The 18220-nt window shown below is 37.1% G+C and carries 19 protein-coding genes; 12 read left to right on the forward strand and 7 right to left on the reverse strand.

Features of this window, described 5'->3' with window-relative positions:
• On the forward strand, positions 1-2769 hold the full coding sequence (locus tag ACMX9J_RS21760; RefSeq protein ID WP_416226161.1) for an EAL domain-containing protein: 2769 nt from the start codon (positions 1-3) through the stop codon (positions 2767-2769).
• A 38-nt stretch (positions 2770-2807) separates the two neighbouring features.
• On the opposite strand, the gene ACMX9J_RS21765 is transcribed toward ACMX9J_RS21760, so the two are convergent.
• Complete coding sequence (locus ACMX9J_RS21765; protein ID WP_416226162.1) at positions 2808-3635, reverse strand: TIGR03943 family putative permease subunit; 828 nt, start codon at positions 3633-3635, stop codon at positions 2808-2810.
• A gap of 16 nt (positions 3636-3651) precedes the next feature.
• A complete protein-coding gene (locus ACMX9J_RS21770) occupies positions 3652-4521 on the reverse strand; it encodes a permease (RefSeq protein ID WP_047751348.1) in 870 nt (289 codons plus the stop codon).
• Positions 4522-4780: 259 nt separating this feature from the next.
• On the opposite strand from ACMX9J_RS21770, the gene ACMX9J_RS21775 reads away from it, so the two are divergent.
• The 4 genes from ACMX9J_RS21775 (at position 4781) to ACMX9J_RS21790 (ending at position 8610) form a co-directional block, all read left to right on the forward strand.
• A complete protein-coding gene (locus ACMX9J_RS21775) occupies positions 4781-5731 on the forward strand; it encodes an ABC transporter substrate-binding protein (protein WP_028414012.1) in 951 nt (316 codons plus the stop codon).
• Positions 5732-5821: 90 nt separating this feature from the next.
• Positions 5822-6829 carry a FecCD family ABC transporter permease gene (locus ACMX9J_RS21780; RefSeq protein ID WP_047751347.1) on the forward strand — a complete coding sequence of 336 codons (1008 nt, stop codon included), beginning with the start codon at positions 5822-5824 and terminating at the stop codon, positions 6827-6829.
• On the forward strand, positions 6826-7806 hold the full coding sequence (locus tag ACMX9J_RS21785; RefSeq protein ID WP_028414010.1) for a FecCD family ABC transporter permease: 981 nt from the start codon (positions 6826-6828) through the stop codon (positions 7804-7806). Before ACMX9J_RS21780 ends, ACMX9J_RS21785 begins: the two co-directional genes overlap by 4 nt.
• A gap of 18 nt (positions 7807-7824) precedes the next feature.
• On the forward strand, positions 7825-8610 hold the full coding sequence (locus ACMX9J_RS21790) for an ABC transporter ATP-binding protein (protein ID WP_028414009.1): 786 nt from the start codon (positions 7825-7827) through the stop codon (positions 8608-8610).
• Positions 8611-8639: 29 nt separating this feature from the next.
• On the opposite strand, the gene ACMX9J_RS21795 is transcribed toward ACMX9J_RS21790, so the two are convergent.
• Entirely contained in the window at positions 8640-8939 is a 300-nt protein-coding gene (locus ACMX9J_RS21795) for a hypothetical protein (RefSeq protein WP_028414008.1), read from the reverse strand.
• An 88-nt stretch (positions 8940-9027) separates the two neighbouring features.
• Positions 9028-9579 (reverse strand): TVP38/TMEM64 family protein, encoded by a 552-nt coding sequence (locus ACMX9J_RS21800; RefSeq protein WP_099000087.1) that lies wholly within the window; start codon positions 9577-9579, stop codon positions 9028-9030.
• Between the two features lie 493 nt (positions 9580-10072).
• Here ACMX9J_RS21800 and ACMX9J_RS21805 point away from each other — a divergent pair, with 493 nt between their 5' ends.
• From ACMX9J_RS21805 to ACMX9J_RS21815, 3 genes are all read left to right on the forward strand, one after another.
• The gene (locus ACMX9J_RS21805) at positions 10073-10390 is read left to right on the forward strand and encodes a hypothetical protein (protein WP_221779519.1); all 318 of its coding nucleotides are present in this window, start codon (positions 10073-10075) and stop codon (positions 10388-10390) included.
• Between the two features lie 29 nt (positions 10391-10419).
• The gene (locus ACMX9J_RS21810; protein WP_047751346.1) at positions 10420-10602 is read left to right on the forward strand and encodes a hypothetical protein; all 183 of its coding nucleotides are present in this window, start codon (positions 10420-10422) and stop codon (positions 10600-10602) included.
• A gap of 127 nt (positions 10603-10729) precedes the next feature.
• Complete coding sequence (locus tag ACMX9J_RS21815; RefSeq protein WP_028414004.1) at positions 10730-11254, forward strand: cupin domain-containing protein; 525 nt, start codon at positions 10730-10732, stop codon at positions 11252-11254.
• Between the two features lie 33 nt (positions 11255-11287).
• On the opposite strand, the gene ACMX9J_RS21820 is transcribed toward ACMX9J_RS21815, so the two are convergent.
• The 3 genes from ACMX9J_RS21820 to ACMX9J_RS21830 form a co-directional block, all read right to left on the reverse strand.
• On the reverse strand, positions 11288-11890 hold the full coding sequence (locus ACMX9J_RS21820) for a response regulator transcription factor (protein ID WP_013056197.1): 603 nt from the start codon (positions 11888-11890) through the stop codon (positions 11288-11290).
• Positions 11887-13029, reverse strand: a complete 1143-nt coding sequence (locus ACMX9J_RS21825) for a sensor histidine kinase (RefSeq protein ID WP_028414003.1) — start codon at positions 13027-13029, stop codon at positions 11887-11889. The genes ACMX9J_RS21820 and ACMX9J_RS21825 overlap by 4 nt, the downstream gene beginning before the upstream one ends.
• A gap of 112 nt (positions 13030-13141) precedes the next feature.
• Entirely contained in the window at positions 13142-14185 is a 1044-nt protein-coding gene (locus ACMX9J_RS21830; RefSeq protein WP_251439047.1) for a fatty acid desaturase, read from the reverse strand.
• A 222-nt stretch (positions 14186-14407) separates the two neighbouring features.
• Between ACMX9J_RS21830 and ACMX9J_RS21835 the strand changes: the two genes are divergently transcribed.
• From ACMX9J_RS21835 to ACMX9J_RS21850, 4 genes are all read left to right on the forward strand, one after another.
• Complete coding sequence (locus tag ACMX9J_RS21835) at positions 14408-14803, forward strand: DUF2809 domain-containing protein (protein ID WP_251439045.1); 396 nt, start codon at positions 14408-14410, stop codon at positions 14801-14803.
• Positions 14804-14960: 157 nt separating this feature from the next.
• Complete coding sequence (locus ACMX9J_RS21840) at positions 14961-15515, forward strand: hypothetical protein (protein ID WP_251439043.1); 555 nt, start codon at positions 14961-14963, stop codon at positions 15513-15515.
• A gap of 260 nt (positions 15516-15775) precedes the next feature.
• Positions 15776-17278: a cardiolipin synthase gene (cls, locus tag ACMX9J_RS21845; RefSeq protein WP_033578467.1), complete on the forward strand. Its 1503-nt coding sequence runs from the start codon at positions 15776-15778 to the stop codon at positions 17276-17278.
• Positions 17279-17313: 35 nt separating this feature from the next.
• A complete protein-coding gene (locus ACMX9J_RS21850; protein ID WP_033578468.1) occupies positions 17314-18168 on the forward strand; it encodes a DUF1206 domain-containing protein in 855 nt (284 codons plus the stop codon).
• Positions 18169-18220 lie beyond the last annotated feature (52 nt).

Consider the following 18220-nt stretch of genomic DNA (forward strand, 5'->3'; position numbering starts at 1 on the left):
ATGAATCATCATACACATTTACTAGAAGGGACGTACAATGAGTTACTCGTTACACTTTCTTTCCTTATCGCTATTACTGCGGCGTACGCTTCTTTTGGGTTAGCTAATCGTGTGAAAATTTCCCGGGCAAAATTTATTCAGTTTTGGTTAATCAGCGGGGCATTTACATTGGGAGTAGGCATTTGGTCCATGCATTTTATTGCCATGCTTGCTTTTCACTTGCCCGTAGATGTTTCATACAATTTATGGTTTGTTCTTCTCTCAATCTTGGGAGCGATAACAGGATGTTATATAGGCCTTTACCTCATTCACAAACAAAAGAAAAGCATGAAGGCACTCACCATTGCGGGGAGCTTTATGGGAGCTGGAATTGTTTTTATGCATTATTCCGGCATGATGGCAATGGAGCCCATTATGATTTCATATGATCCATTTGTCGTTTTTCTCTCTATTCTTATTGCTGTTGCTGCTTCTAATACAGCTTTGTGGCTTGGTTTTTACTCAAAGCTAAATGAAGGGAAGCTTACCGTTTTTGCTAAGCTTATTTGTTCTACTATTATGGGCATTGCTATTGCTGGTATGCACTATACGGGTATGCAGGCAGCTTCTTTTTCAGGAATGCGAATGCCTGAACAATCAAACGGTTTTGCTTTAAATCCACTATATTTATCCGCCGTTATTATTTTTTTTGTTGTCTGCCTATTTACGGCTGTGTTTTTAACCATTTTTATGGATCGACGCGTACAAAAACAAGAAGTTTTAAAATGGGCTTTTTTTGAATCTGCCCTGGATGCTATTTTGGTGATTGATGAAAAAAGACATGTTTTATCGCTCAATTATGCAGCAGAAACGCTTTTCTCTCTTAAAGCATCAGATGTAATCGGGAGTGATGTTGTTAAGCTGCTGCCCTTCTATAAATTTTCTTCTCTACAAGACGGACGGACTGAGCACTCCCTTTTGATAAGTAATAGAGAAGTTACGGTTGAGATAACGGTGATGGCGGTAGCGATTGAAGAGACGGTTGAGTATATGCTGTATATACGCAATATGACGCAAGAGCGTGAAGCGGAAAAAACGTTGATTGAAGCAAAAAATCGTTATGAAAACTTGTTTTACTCTTCTCCATTGGCAATTATGGTCCATCGAGAAGAAGAGGTCGTGTCCGTGAATGATGCTATGATTCAGCTTTTAGGAGTAACCGAAGACCAGCTCGTTGGGAAATCGTTATATGATTTCTTTTCATCTGAACAAGTTCCTGATATTAAAAAAGGATTGAAGGCAGTAAGAGATAGAAAAGATGAGCCAAGACCTCCATTAGCTCAGTTGAAAATGTTTAATGCGTTAGGTAAGGAACTCTTTTTAGAAGTAAAATCTACGCTCATTCAAATTAATGGAGAGACCCTTTTTCAGACAGTAACTAGAGATGTAACGGAGCAGAAAAAAGCTCAAGAATCGCTTCAATATATGGCTTTTCACGATATGCTAACAGATTTACCAAATCGAAGTATGTTTTCAAACATTGTAGAGAAATCCATTGATTCAGCAGCTGCTTCAGGAAAAAAGCTTCATTTCTTATTTTTAGACCTCGATCGTTTCAAACAGGTAAATGACACGCTTGGTCATCATGCTGGAGATCAGCTTATGCTTCAGGTGGTCGATCGAATGAAGAGTTGCCTAAGAAACCAAGATGTTCTTTCACGTTTTGGAGGAGATGAGTTTTTAGTTTTACTGCATGATAGGACGGATGAAGAAGTAAGAAAAATCTGTCAATCATTAAATGACTGCTTATCCACTCCTTTTGTAGTGCTGTCGAGAGATGTTTATTTAGGGGTAAGCATCGGAGTTAGTTTATTTCCTAAAGATGGAAAGGCGCTTGAGGTGCTAGTTCGCCATGCTGATTTAGCGATGTACGAAGTCAAAAAACAAGGGCGTAATCATTATCTGTTTTATCAAAAAGAAATGCAGGTTCATACTACGCGACGAATGAGAATTGAAGATGGTTTACGAAAGGCTTTTGAGCTGGGCGAAATGGAGCTTCACTATCAGCCGAAAGTCAATATTCAAAGTGGCCATATTGTTGGAGTGGAGGCTTTGATCCGGTGGACTCACGCCGAGATGGGCGTTATTTCTCCCGCAGAATTTATTCCGATTGCTGAAGAAACAGGCGTTATTGTTACATTGACGAAATGGGTATTAAAAAAAGCGTGCCATCAAAATAAGTATTGGCAGCTGAAAGGACTTCCTCCCTTAAAAATGAGTGTGAACATATCAAGCGTGGATTTTGGTACAACTGATTTTGTTGATTACGTGTTAGATGTCTTGCGTGAAGTAGAGTTAGAATCACGATATTTAGAACTTGAAATTACGGAAAGTGTAACGATGAAGCATGTTGAGCAAACAATCGAAAAGCTACAAATTTTAAAAGATGCAGGAGTATTTATTTCGATTGATGATTTTGGCTCAGGATATTCCTCATTCAGCTATATTCAGAAGCTGCCTATTCATACGCTGAAAATTGACCGGTCTTTTATTAAAGATTTAGATCCTAATACAACGGAAGTATCGATTGTCAGAGCCATTATTACACTAGCCAAAAGTTTGCAGCTATCCGTCGTAGCAGAAGGTGTAGAAGAAGTTGAACAAGTAGAACTTCTTCATAAAGAAAAATGTGATGAAGTGCAGGGATACTATTTCTCCAAACCGATTTCAGCGCAGGAATTTTATGAGAAATTTCATAAAATCGAAGAAAAAATGGAATTTGTTCATTAATGTAAAAAGCCGTTCTTCTAAATAAGAACGGCTTTTTATTATTGGTTATTTCGATATACATAAGGGTCTTTTGGAGACTGCTCACGCTTTACTTTTGTTACTTTCACAACAGGGATGGTTTTTTTGAACGGCTGGTAATACATTGTACTAATTTTTCCTGTAACCGTTGCCCAGTCATCATTTTTAAAAGTAACATCATCTGGAAACTCAATAAGCATTCCAAACACCCCTGAATCTGCAATACAATGAATGATACCAAAGCGAAAGAGAAAATATTGATTCTTTTTTAATTCTTTCGTTTGATACATAAATCCTTTAAAAGAAATGGTTTTGTCAGTGAATTCACCAGGATATCGGTAAATAGTCTCCATTGCATTTAAAAATTCCTCGTCTTCTAAGTTGATATTTTCTCCTTTAGAAAACTTTTTAAGATCACGATGAATCATTTTGTCATAGGCTTCTTCTCCGTAAAAAGAACTTGTGTCAGGCTGTAAAAATTGATGAGAAGAATAAGGATCCTTTTTGTCATAAATAGGAAAATGAAACCCTTTAGCTTCAACAATATTAGAATCAAGGGTTGCGACAGGTAAAAATAAGACCGTGAGTACAGGTAAAATATAAATTGGGTACCATACTCTTCGTTTCCATTTGCCATCTTGATGATTATGGACGCTACAATCATCATCATGTTTTTTAGGGCCTATCATGTAAAAGATTAATTCTGCAATGGTCAAGAACCAAAGGACAAAGATGGTGCAAAATGAAATCCAGGAATATTTCATATTGATATATTTTGAGATATCCCCAGTTGCATGAAGGTGCATGAAGATAAATGTAAACCCTATTAAAATTAAAATACGAATCATGCCAAATCCCTCCTTACTAATGAACAATTAAAATCGAAACAATAAGTACTAAAATGAAGACATACGCCAAAAGCGTAAAGACAAATTTAGTCTTAAACTGGCTTAGCATCATCAGCGTATTCTTGATATCAAACATTGGACCGAATACCAAGAATGAAACAATAGCACTATCTGTAAACGTACTGCGAAACGAGGAAGCGATAAACGCATCTGCAGAGGAACAAAGCGATAATACATAGGCAAGTCCCATCATTACCGCATTTGATGAAACATTTCCTTGTCCCAATGAAAGTAAAGTAGAGGTCTTCACGAACGTTTGCATGCCGGCTGCAATTAATCCGCCAATAATTAAAAATTTCCCAACAGAAAAAAACTCATCAATAGTATGACGAATCGATTGTGAAACTTTCTCACTCATTTTCTTGGGGGCAGTATGCAAATGAACCTCACGTTTTGTCTGAGGTGCTTTGAATTGAACACTTAAAATAAGACCTACAAGTAAGGAAACAATAAAAGCTACTCCTGCCCGATAAAATACTATTTTCCAATCATTTCCGAAAGCTACAAAGGTAGAAAATAAAACAACAGGATTAATAATAGGGCCTGTTAACATAAAAGGAATGGCAGCATAAAGGGGAACCCCTTTTGCCATTAAGCGCCTAGTAATAGGAACAATTCCACATTCACAGGCTGGAAAAAGAGCTCCAATCACACTAGCTAATATGACAGCACCTATCTTATTTTGAGGAATAACTCGAGCCATCATTTCATCCGTTACAAAAATTTGAATAATTCCTGAAATGATCACGCCTAATAATACAAAAGGAAGAGCTTCAATAAGAATACTAATAAATATAGTATTCATTTGTAATAGAGACGAATTCATTATTTTCACTCCAAAATTAAGTTTATCTAAAATGTATTAGTGCAATAAAGTTGTATTTGGTCAACTTATACATAGTGTATCGTAAAAAGGGAAGGGAATAAAGCTTTTTCAAAAAGAAGTGAAAGGATTTTTTTGTTATTTATTCAAAATATGTCCCGTATTATGAGAAAACTATTGACTCATCTTGAATTAACAGATAACATTGATGATAATGATTATCAGCGTCATCAAGAGTATATACATAGGAGGAAGCATTAAAATGAAGCAAGTTAAAAAGATTAGACTTCTCAGTATAGCTACTATTGTTGCTATTTTATTTGTTCTAGCAGGATGCGGGTCAAATCAAAATTCTTCAAAAGAAAATTCAGATAATAACCAAAAGGTGTCTGTTCAGCATGAGCTTGGAAAAACGAAAGTTCCTAAAAATCCTAAAAAAGTAGTTGTTCTTGAACTATCCTTTGTGGATGCTCTGCAAGGTTTAGGAATGAAGCCAATAGGGATTGCAGACGACAACAAAAAAGATATGATTAAAAAACTTGTAGGTGGAAAGATTGACTATACTTCAGTAGGAACACGTCAACAGCCGAATTTAGAAGTAATTAGTTCCCTGCAGCCGGACTTAATCATCGCCGATGTGCAGCGTCATAAAGCAATTTATAAAGAATTAAACAAAATTGCACCTACAATCGAATTAAAAAGTCGTGAATCTACATATGAAGAAAATATAGACTCATTTAAAACAATTGCAAAAGCAGTAGGAAAAGAAAAAAAAGCAGAGCAGCGATTAAATGAGCATGAAGAAACGATTTCAAAATTAAAAAATGAGTTAAAAGAAGAAAGTGGTCAGACAGTCTTACCAGCAGTTGTGAGAGATACTTCTTTCCAAGCGCATACGTCTTCTTCTTATGACGGAGAGTTTCTTGAAAAGCTAGGGTTGAAGAACGCTGTGCAGAACAAAGAAGCATATGCTGAAATGAATTTAGAACAGTTGTCAGACATTAATCCAGATATTTTAATCCTAGCAAATAATGAAGGCAAACTTGTAACGGATGAATGGAAAACAAATCCTCTTTGGGAAAATTTAAAAGCTGTTAAAAATGATAAAGTGTTTGTAGTAGACCGTGATTTATGGACAAGATTCCGAGGGGTAATTTCAGCTGAGGCAATTGGAAAAGATACGGTTAAGTTACTAAACAATAAGCAGCAGTAATATAACGGAATCTGACAAAGAGGCGAGAATAGTTATTCTATTCTTGCTTCTATTTGTTTAGAAAAGAAAACTGTAGAAAGTGTGTTGGAAATGACAAATCTTGTCCAAAAGCAAAAAATAAATAAATACATTGTGTTGGTAGCTAGTGTTTGCTTGTTAATCATCGGAATGATTTTACATGTCGCTGTGGGATCCTCTGCAGTTAGTTTTACAGAAGTAATTAAAGCAATTTTTGCTCCTGATGACTCTAAGCAGACAACGATCGTACAGACGCTCAGGTTGCCAAGAGCCGTGCTGGCAGCTCTTATTGGAGCCAGCTTGGCAGCTGCTGGAGCATTGATGCAAGCTATTACACGAAATTCGCTTGCTTCACCCCAAGTGTTTGGGGTAAATGCAGGTGCTTCATTAGCGATTGTAATAGCTTTTATTCTATTTCCTGATTTTACCTCTCAATCAACTGTTTATATTGCCTTTTTGGGAGCAGCTTTAGGAGGAATAACGGTTTATTTGTTCGCATCGGGCGGAAAGACAACTCATGTGAAACTAGCACTTGCCGGAATGGCCGTGCATTTATTTTTATCGTCGCTTACTCAAGGAGTGATTGTGTTAAATGAACAAGCTACGGACGTTTTGTATTGGCTTGTAGGTTCTATTAACGGGAAAGACTGGACTCATGTAAAAATTTTGTTACCTTGGTCATCTCTAGGTCTTCTTCTAGCTTTTGTATCATCTCGTTCTATATCGATTCTAGTGTTAGGAGAGAATATGGCAACAGGTTTAGGCGAAAAGGTAAAATGGATTCGCTTTTTTGCAGGTATACTAGTCATTATGCTTGCAGGTGCATCTGTTGCCGTTGCGGGGCCAATTGGGTTCGTAGGTCTCATTGTACCTCACATAGCTAGAAAATTAGTAGGAGGAGACTACCAGCGAATCCTGCCATTTTCAGCTCTATTAGGAGCCATTTTGCTTGTCTATGCCGATGTACTTTCTCGTTTCATTGCCTATCCTTTTGAGTCGCCAGTAGGGATTGTAACAGCTCTTATCGGAGCTCCTTTCTTTTTATATCTTGCTAGAAAAGGGAGGAATATTAAGCAATGAAAAGAAAACACCCTTATCAAATATTAAGTATCTTATTGCTATGTTTAATCATCACGGTTGTAATTAGCTTAGGAGTAGGAGCCGTTTATATTTCCCCTGCAGAAATCTTTCAGCAAATAGTAGGTAGTTCCCAAGGTAGTTCCTTTATTTTAACAAATTATCGCATTCCACGTACCCTCATTGCTATTGTGGTCGGTGCGGCTTTAGCGGTAGCAGGAGCTATTTTGCAAGGGATATTAAAAAACCCGCTTGCTTCTCCTGATGTTATCGGTGTAACAAAAGGAGCAGGGCTGTTCGCCGTTTTTATCTTAATTGTATTTCCAGCTGCTTCTATGCTTCTGCTGCCGCTTTCAGCTTTTTTAGGAGCATCGGTCATCGCCGTTATACTCATGGTGTTTTCTTATTCTCAAGGAGCTAAAACTCATACGCTGGCTTTAGTGGGTGTAGCTTTAGGAGCTATTTGCCAGGCTGGAATTCAGTATTTTATGATTAAGTTTCCAGATGACGTGAATACAACTCTTCTTTGGCTTACAGGAAGTTTATGGGGAAGAGGCTGGAGTGAGCTTTTGATGTTAATTCCTTGCGTCGTACTTGTTCCTTTTATTATTATATTTGCATCTAAGCTCGATATTTTAAACTTAGGAGATGAGATTGCAGTTGGCCTAGGAGAGCGAACAAAGTACGTTCGTTATACACTATTGAGTATGGCTGTGATATTAACCGGTTTATCTGTAGCTGTAGTTGGGTCAATTGGATTTATTGGTTTAATTGCTCCTCATATTAGTAGGAGGTTAGTAGGGAGTCGGTCGAAGTTCTTGTTACCAGTTTCAGCAGCAGTAGGTGCTTTATTCCTGATAATTGCTGACAGTCTCGGAAGAGGGGTTGTGCCGCCCATTGAGATTCCCGCTGGAATCGTAACATCCGTTATTGGTGCCCCTTATTTTCTATATTTACTGCGGCGTGAACAGAAAAAATAGGAGAAAGGAGGAAGAGTAATGACAAAGTTAACTGCGGAAAAACTTTCGCTATCATATGATTCAACTTCAGTTATTCGCGATATTGACCTTCACATTCCAGAAGGAAAGATAAGCATAATCATTGGATCAAATGGCTGCGGAAAATCAACAATCCTTCGTTCATTGGCGCGTTTATTAAAGCCGACAGAAGGAAATATTTATTTAAACGGAAAAGATATTCATCAACATTCATCAAAAGAAGTAGCAAAAAAACTGGCTATTTTGCCTCAAGCTCCTGAAGCTCCTGAAGATTTAACAGTAAAAGAGCTATGCTATTATGGTCGTCACCCTCATAAAGGCTTATTTGCTCGCTATTCTGCTGAAGATCATCAAATTGTAGAGGAGGCTTTACAGGCAACTAAACTGTCTAATTTAAGTCATCGCACACTGGATGCGCTCTCTGGAGGACAGCGTCAAAGGGCCTGGATTGCAATGGCATTAGCACAGGGTACGGAGCTTCTGCTTTTGGACGAGCCTACCACATATTTAGATTTAGCTCATCAGATTGAAGTGCTTGAACTTCTTCGTTTCTTAAACCAAAAGAGAAATTGTACAATTGTGATGGTCTTGCACGATTTAAACCAAGCAGCTCGCTATGCAGATCATTTAATCAGTATTTCAAACGGTCAGATTTACAAAGAAGGTTCTCCTGCTCAAGTATTTACAGAAGAAATGATAAGGGATGTGTTTAATTTATCATCAACTATCATTCAAAATCCGGTTGATGGTTCACCTCTATGTATACCAACTGGAATCATAAAATAAACTGCACTTAAAAAAACAGCGTACTATTTTCACATAGTACGCTGTTTTACATTTAAGGTCAGAGCTAACAGTTTATACAATACATAGATTCCAAGGTATGCACCGGTTAATAAAAAAGCTGAATTTAAAAAGATTGCATGAATGCTCGTCATAAAAACAGTATGATTTTTTAAGATACGATAGATAGAAGCAGCGGCTATATTTCCAAATACTAGCGCTGAAAGAAGGGCTAGCGTATTAAAAACTAGTTCTGCTCCTTTCCACTTTAGTGAGAAAAAAAGCATGATAATAGGAACAATAATACTTGCAGAAACCAACAGGAAAATCAATGGACCATCTCCAATACGTTATCTTATTACAGTTACATAGGATAATGTTTTTACTTATTTTTAGATAGTCTTCCCTTTTTATAATCTGTTAAGCTTTTTTCTTCCATTTTTTACTTATATAAAAAAGTAAAATAATGGATAAAACCACCAAGATGATTTTTCCTTGCATAGATCCTCGTGAAATATGATAAACCGAATAAACTTCAATAAAAAGCGCTGGAATTTTTCCAAGTGCGCTAGCAGAAATGAATACCGCAAAGGAGCCTTTTCCTACAGCACTGAAGAATGTAATGAGGCCTGATGGAACAAAGGGAAGTAATCGCAAAGAAAGAATGAATATAAAACTCTCTTTCCCTTGTACGCGCAGCAGCTTTAGCCACTTGGAGTGAGAAGGTGTTTTGGTATGAACAAGTGTACGGAAACCTTTTCGGTACAGCCAAAAAGAGAGAGCTACACCTAAAACTTCTCCAATAAAAGAAAGTAAAAATCCATTCCAAAAACCAAATAATTTTACGTTTACGAACGTAAGGGGCGCGCTTGGAAATACGCCCGTAATGCTAATAAGGATGTTCAAGAGAACACTAATAAGCTCTGCTGCTTCTAAATGTTCAAGCAGAAATGTTTGAAGATAGTCAGTCATGGTTATACTCCCGTTTATGTTTTATATGTAGGGCTAATTTAAGCTCATTTTCTACTATTATATAATTTTTGGCATGAAATAAGCAGTCAGCAGTTTATAAAAAACGAAACAGGGTAACTACTTACTAATGAAAGACGATTTACTGATTTGAAGGGATGGACAACTCATGTTGAAATTTTTGCTTGTTATTGTGGTTGTATTATTAATTATTATGATTTTTAAACGCATTATCCGAAAATAAAAATGCTAACTAAGCAGCTCGTGAGACCTTTCTCACGAGCTCTTTTGCGGAGCTATTCGGCAGCTCTACAATACACTTTTTACTGTGATGAATATCACTGCAGCTAGAGAAATGAAGGGGTAAGATAGAAATGGGAGGGAGGTATATGGAGCTAATATTCTATCTCAGCACTTATTTATCAGGGGGAGCTATCGCATTATGGCTAATTAATGCAGCGTTTAATGGATTATTAAAATAACAGAGGGAGAGAAAATGAACGATTCTAAAGGTATATTTAACAATAAAGAAAGAAAGCTTGCTCGCTATTTGGAGACGTACACAACCGAGCAAATTTTAAACGAAGCAGGCATGTCTTCGTCTGTTGCGTTATATGAGTTGAAAAAAATAAGATTACCGCGGGCAGTTGCTAATACGATTGTTTATTACGTACTGGCAACCAATAATCAAAAGCTGGTTATGTACAAACTGCTCATGTTAGCGGGCGTTTGTAAAAAGCTTGGCATTCAAGATGCACAGGCAGCCCTCACTTTTATCAAAAAATATTACGTTTGTCATCAGCATTTACACTAAAAAGCACATCTGTCTGAGGGGGAAAAGAGATGAATATTGTCCCGTTTAAGCAGCGTTCATCTGCGGAAATTTATCAAGATAAAGAACAGCCGTTTCAATGTTTCATTGAGGGAGATCGATTTCAGTTAGATTTGTATATGACGTATTTATTTCATCGCTGTCATTCTAGCAGGTATAGATATAGCCGTGCTAACAGAAAGGGTAGGATGTAATGATAAGATATCGGTGGTAAGCGGCTTCATTTTCCTAATGGAATAATGAAGCCGTTTGTTGTGTTAGAAAGAATGATTTACTATGATGTAGTTAATGATAAAAGAAAAAAGGAAGGGAAGGAACGTAATGGATTTACATAATTGGGAATATTGGATTTCAAAGCTTGAGCTGCAGCCTCATCCAGAAGGAGGGTTTTATAAACAAACCTATCGTTCTAATGATGAAATTTCTGATAAAGAAGTGTCATCTCAGTTTGATGACAAACGATTTCTATATACGAGTATTTACTTTTTATTAAGGTCTCACGATGTATCGCATTTCCACCGGCTGCAATCAGATGAATTATGGTATTATCATGGGGGAAGTTCTTTAACCATTCATATTATCTACCGCGACGGAACCTATCAAGAAGTAAAACTAGGTACAAACTTAGAAAATGGAGAAGTTCCTCAATTTTTAGTTCCAAGAGATACCATTTTCGGTTCCTCTGTCGCAAATGAGAATACGTTTTCCCTGGTAGGGTGTATGGTCGCACCAGGCTTTGATTTCCGTGACTTTGAATTATTCACAAAACAGCAGCTGCTTGATGAATTCCCCGAGCATGTCGTGATCATCGACAAATTAGGGTACGATAAACTCCCAAATGATTAAAAAGCATGCATCTCGGTTTGATGCATGCTTTTTTCATTTGAACCATCCTTTTTCCTTAAAGCGAGTAATGGCTTCAATGCGATTCTTTACTTCGAGTTTGTCCAGAATGGTAGAAATATAGTTGCGCACTGTTCCGGTCTTAATAGATAGTTCGTCAGCAATTTCTTTTGTGTTTTTTCCATCAGCTACTAGAGCTAATACTTCTTTCTCTCTAGCAGTAAGAGGACTGGTAGATTCACTATATAAGTCATCCACTAATTCTGGAGCATAGAGGCGTCTGCCTGCCATCACGCTTCGAATTGAATTTGCGAGTTCTTCACTTGGACTATCTTTTAGCAAGTAGCCACTTACGCCTGCTTTCAAAGCTCTTTGAAAATAGCCGGAGCGAGCGAACGTTGTTAAAATGATGACTTTGCAGTTTAAATCTTTCAGTTCCTCTGCAGCTTCAAGCCCAGTTTTAAGTGGCATCTCGATGTCCATTACGCATATGTCTGGCTGGTGCTGCTTAGCAAGTGATACCGCTTGTTCCCCATTTGAAGCTTTTCCGACAACTTCCATGTCATCTTCTAAATTTAACAAAGAGCCTAAAGCTCCTAACATCATTTGCTGATCTTCGGCAATGACAATTCGAATCATAATTGTTCCTCCTTAATATGTTTGACGATGTTTGGAACTGTAATATGAATAATCGTCCCCCCTTGACTGGAGATATCAAGATGGCCGTTTACAAACTCCAACCGCTCTTTCATTCCTAAAAGCCCGTTTCCTTCCCAGCAGGTTTTTTTCGTATTAATACCCACTCCATTGTCTTCTACCGTTATGCCTACTTCTTTTGCAGACTGATGTAAAGTAATCGTGCAAACGGTGGCTTGACTATGTTTGACCACATTGGTTACGGCTTCTTTTAAGCACATGCTCAGAATATTTTCAATTAGCAAAGACACATTCTCTAATGAAATATCCTTTTCTCCTACAAACGTAATTTCGGCAGCTTCTAAAAGCTCTTGAACGCGTTTTAGTTCTTCGCTAAGGCGAATTCCACGCATTTGAGAAACCATTTTTCTCACTTCATTAAGAGCCGTGCGCGCTGTTTGCTGGACATCTTTTAATTCAGATTTTGCTTTTTCAGGATCTTTTGCAATAAGTTTTCTTGCTAAATCACTTTTTAGACCGATAAGAGACAGCTTTTGTCCTAACGTATCGTGCAGGTCGCGAGCTATACGCTGGCGCTCTTCCTGTTTTACAAGCTCAGAAATACGTTTATTGGCATCTTCCAGCTGTTCTTCCAGCCGGTCTCGCTTCTTCCGGTTATAAATGCTAAATGGCAGTACAATTACACTAATGGAAATTACAAAAATGAAAGGCAGCTGTTTTAAAAAGATCTCTTCTTGCATAACAACGTTAAAGTTTACCGAAATAACGGTGCTGATCAAATGAACAGCATACAAAGTGAAGAAAGCGAGCCGTTTTTGGATATTTCCAATAAAATAAGCGATAAAAAAAGCGAAGTAAAAGGCAAAGTAAATATAATTAAAAATCGTTGTTAGTGCTAAGGAAATGACGATTAATAAAGCCGTCCATACGTAAACGGACTTGTCTGTTGAAACAAATGCAAAACGATAGAAAATAAAAAATAAGATGGTTAGTAAAGAGCCAAGAATAATGTGATTCATGGATGAAGACTGTAAGATAAAATAAAATGGTAAAATGGCAAATACCGTCCATATGTAAGGAGATAGCCCAGTGATTTTTTGGAAAAACGTATATTTTTTCATAAAGAACCTCATTTGTTTGTTAAAATACACTATTAGTTTACCACAAAGTAGAATGAAATAAGTTTAGGCGAATAGATAAAACAGTCAAGCTTTTGAAAGCTTGACTGTTTTATTAAAGTTCTGCTTTTGTTTGAGAAGAAATTCTGCTTGCTTTTAGTGCAGCTGAGCGTTTTTTTATTTCTTTAAAGCTCACAAACATTTTGTTTTCTTCATCCCATAAACGGAATCGAAGAGAGCGAAGGCTTGTTGCGAGTGTAATGGTTGGTACATTTTGAAGAGGCTGTGTGTGTTGATGAACAGCTTCAAGCTTATAGTTGGGCACTCTTGGGCTTAAATGATGTACGTGGTGAAACCCGATATTGCCTGTTAGCCATTGCAAAAGTTTTGGAAGCTTGTAAAATGAACTTCCTTCAACGGCTGCTTTTACATAATCCCAGTGCTCATCTTCTTCAAAATAAGAATCTTCAAACTGATGCTGTACATAAAACAGCCAAATTCCAATTGAACCTGAAATGAAGAAAATCGGTCCTTGAATTAATACAAACGCCTGCCAACCTACCAACCAGCAGGTCGCTGCTGCTAATGCAACAATCAATACATTTGTAAGATACGTGTTCATTCTCTCTTTTTTCTTCGCATTTTTTCGATTGAATCGGTTTGTAATCAAAAATACATATATAGGTCCCACGCCGAACATAACGAACGGGTTGCGATAGATACGGTAAGCGATTTTTTTCCAAATAGAAGCTTCTTTATATTCCGTTACGGTTAACACCCAAATGTCACCCGTACCTCTTTTATCTAAGTTGCTGCTTGTTGCATGGTGAATGGCATGGCTATGTCCCCATTGACTGTAAGGAAACATCGTTAACACACCGGTAATTGTTCCGAGAATTTTATTGTGTTGTCTACTCTTAAAGAAAGAGTAGTGACAACAGTCATGAAAAATAATGAATATTCTTACTAAAAACCCTGCTGCGATAACAGTTAGCGGAAATGCTAAAAAATAAGAAATTGAAAGGCTCTCATAAGCGAGAAACCATAGTGTGAAAAAAGGTAAAAAAGTATTAATCAATTGTCTTATGCTGTCTTTCATTACTGCTTTTTCAAAGGGTGCAACTTGTTTTCGTAAATTCTTTTGTTTTTGTATAGTCATATGAAATTCCTTTCATCACCGTATATTATCCTCAGTATAAAGGGATTTTTCTGACTATTTAAGACATACGTGTCATATAGAAACTATGACACTTGTCATATATACGTAGGGGGAAGCTGTAAAAAATGAAAAAAAGCGGTATTTAACAGTTTGCGGTTCTGATAAAATTATACAGTGAAGGCTTATTGTTACGGAGCATTTAAGAAGAAAAAGGAGTTTGAAATGAATAAAAGAAATAGATGGGTATACCTGCTTCTAGCTATTGTTATCATGGGAGCAGGTCTTTTATCAAGAAAACTTACTGCGTATCTTCCTCACATCGTAAATATATATGCGGGAGATTCGTTATGGGCCTTAATGATTTTTGTCAGTGCGGGTTTTTTGTTTCCTACATGGAAGACAAAAATGATTGGTATGTTTGCTATAGTGTTTTGTTACTTCATTGAATTTACACAGCTGTATCACGCTCCGTGGATTGATGACATAAGAAAGACTGCGCTAGGAGGGCTCATTTTGGGGTATGGCTTCTTATGGAGCGATATACTAGCCTATTCGATTGGAGTCGCGGTAGGAATGAGCTGGGAGTATTATAGATATCGATTTAAAAGACCCGCCTAGCAAATACGTTTCAATGAATCTTAGAACTCAGCTGAGGATGGAATAAGCCGTAGGGTTATGAAGCAGGATGTATATACATAAAAATAAGCTTATGCATAAAATTTTTTATTTAAAACCTATTATCTATTCGTTGAACGAGAGGAAGAGAGGGGATTATTTGAATTTAATAGCCTGGATGATTATTGCATGTGAAATCGCTTTTTGGATAGTCATCATTTTAGGATTAGCAACAAGGTATATGTTTAAAAAACAAAAGCTCAGTTTTTTTATTTTAGCTTTAACACCTGTTGTTGATTTTTTTCTTCTGATTGTGACGGGCGTAGACCTTTACGGAGGTGCTACAGCGACTTATGCTCACGCTATTGCAGCCGTGTATATTGGAATTTCGATCGCTTTTGGAAAAAGTATGATTCAATGGGCAGATGAACGCTTTCAATATTATGTGATGAAAAGCGGAGAAAAACCTCGTAAGCGCTATGGAAAAGAATATGCAAAGCATTATTTTAAATCATGGATACAGCATCTTCTTGCTTACGCTATTGGGGCAGCTCTTTTAGCGGCGATGATGTATATAGTACCAAATGGAAAAACTAACGTGCTGCAAAATGTAGTGGAAGTTTGGACAGTTATTGTAGGAATTGATTTCTTATTATCTCTTTCTAATTTCGTTTGGCCTAAAAAAGAAAAAGAGTCTGGTTATACTAACTCATAAAAAGGCATCGATGCTTGAAAAGCCAGTGAAAAAACCTCCCTGTAAGGAGGTTTTTTGTTTTACCATCCAGGGTATAGGTATATGAATGATGCTTGTCTGAGGTAGTTCAGTTTAGTTGCTTAAGCGGCTAAACTGCTTTTTGTGCAAATATATGTACATTTTATGTAGCATGCATGATAAGAATTCTGTGTATTCCATATACTACCTCATATGAAAGGTAGGCAAGTGATACAATACAGTTTGTTTTTAGGAGAGCTTTTATGAAAAAACGCCGGTTGGACTTTATTTTTTTATTTATTATTTTACTTTCAATTTATGCTTTCTTTTTTACCTCTATTGATATTCATTGGAAGTATGCCTTAGTTGGATTATATGGTGTCATCATTTTCATTTGTATGTATTCACTTATGCTTGAAAATCGAACGCCTGAAAGTACGTTGGTTTGGATGTATGTCCTCTTTTTCTTCCCTGTTGCAGGCTTTTTCTTTTATTTGTATTCAGGACAGCTCTATTTAAAGGGGCATATGTTCAAAAAAAAGCGTATGCATAACCGAGAGATGCTTAGAAAGATGGCAGATAAAGAAACGACGCCTGATTTATCAACGCTTCAATCTCATCAGCGTTACTTTGCTCAGTATCTTCAATGTGTATCTTTGACAAAGATGAATGTTCATACAAAAACCTACGTCCTTAAGAACGGGCAAGAAACGTTTAACGAAATCAAAAAGCATTTGCAGTCAGCCAAACATTTTATTCATATGGAATACTACATGTTTCACTCAGATTCGTTAGGAAAAGAAATCATTGATATTTTAATTAAAAAAGCAAGCGAAGGTGTAGAAGTGCGCTTTACGTTTGATACAATGGGAAGCTTTACATTATCGGGTTCAGATATTAAGCGAATGAAGAAAGCGAATGTTAAAGTGCATCCTTTCTTACCTATTAAGTATGGATTTTTTAATCAAAAATTTAACTTTCGAAACCACCGTAAAATAGTTGTAATTGATGGGGAAGTAGGTTTTGTAGGAGGACTAAATGTAGGAGATGAGTACTTAGGGAAAAATAAAAAAATCGGTTTTTGGCGAGATACCCACCTGATGTTAAGAGGTGAATCTGTTCAAACGCTGCACTCAATTTTTATGTTTGACTGGGAATACGTTTCTGGAGAATGCTTAATTCATAATGAAGCGTATACAAAACCTCATCGTGTTGAAGGAGAAGGGTTCGTTCAGGTAGTGGCGACGGGGCCAGATACGCAGGAAAATATGAGCGACTATTATTATACAATGATTACAAGCGCGACGAAGTCAATTTGGATTTCTACCCCCTATTTTGTTCCAAACGAAGCTATAAGAACTGCTCTTCGTATTGCGGCTAGAAAAGGTGTAGAAGTACGAATTATGGTGCCGGAAATTAATGATGGCTTTCTGACTCAATATGGAACAAGATCATATTTTGCCGAACTTCTTCGATGTGGAATTGAAGTATATTCGTATAGAAAAGGATTTTTGCATCAAAAAATTGTGATTATCGACGGAGATATGGCTTCGGTCGGTACCGCAAATATGGATATGAGAAGTTTTCATCTGAACTTTGAAGTGAATGCATTTTTAATTGAGGGAGAGACGATTCAAACGCTCATTAAAAATTACGAAGAAGATATGGAAGACAGTCATTTGATCAAACCAGTAGCATTTTACAAGCGAAGCTTAGTAGAACGTTCGAAAGAGTCATTTGCTCGCTTATTTTCAGGTGTTTTATAAAATAAAGTTTGTTTTCAAAAAGCAGGAGGAAACGTATGGGTGAATCTCCATTTGTTAAAAAAGATACGTTTGGTCGAAAGTTACATCGCTTAAAAGAACGCACTAAGCCGTTTGTCGTGCGTTTTTCACGGTTTGGTCATGTAGCTCAAGGTGTGGTCTATTTTGTCATCGGTATATTAGCGATTCAGACAGCTTTCGGATTAAAAGGCGATTTAGTTACTTCTCAAGGAGCCCTACACACAATTGCAAAGCAGCCGTTTGGATTTTTAATTTTAATCGTTTTGGCAGTAGGTTTAAGTGGATATGCGTTTTGGCAAATCATTTCTGCTATTTTTGACCCTCACCACGTTGGGCATGGTGTAAAAGGCGCTTTTACTCGTTTAGGCTATTTAGTTGTAGCCACGTTTTATATTAGTCTTTGTGTGAGTTCGATAAAAATTTTGCTTCATGCTCACGTTCATACGTCAGGTAAGCATTATCAAACGGTATCAGCCAAGCTGTTATCTTATCCCTTTGGGCAAACCATCATTGCGCTTACAGGTATCGGCGTTATTATCTTTGGGATTGGACAAGTATATTGGGCTCTTTCAGGACGCTTCCTAAAAAAACTAAAGAAAAACGAAATGTCAAAAGAAGAGTGGCGATGGAGCGGGCATATTGGAAAAGCGGGTATTATTGCTCGAAGTATCGTCTTTGGGATTATTGGCTTCTTTCTTATTCGCACGGCTCTTCAAGCGGATCCAGATGAAACGAAAGGGTTAGATGGAGCCCTTGCTGAAGTAGCGCAGCGTCCTTTTGGGTCTGTACTGCTGGCTATCGTATCAATCGGGCTTATGGCATACGGAGTATATATGTTTGCAGAATCAAGGTATAAACGAATTGATCCTTAATAAAATTTAAAAGATGAAAAAGCTACTTTTTAGCCTTCTGCTCATATCATAT

The organism is Priestia sp. RMT2NF4 (assembly GCF_047872835.1).
GTDB lineage: Bacteria > Bacillota > Bacilli > Bacillales > Bacillaceae_H > Priestia > Priestia zanthoxyli.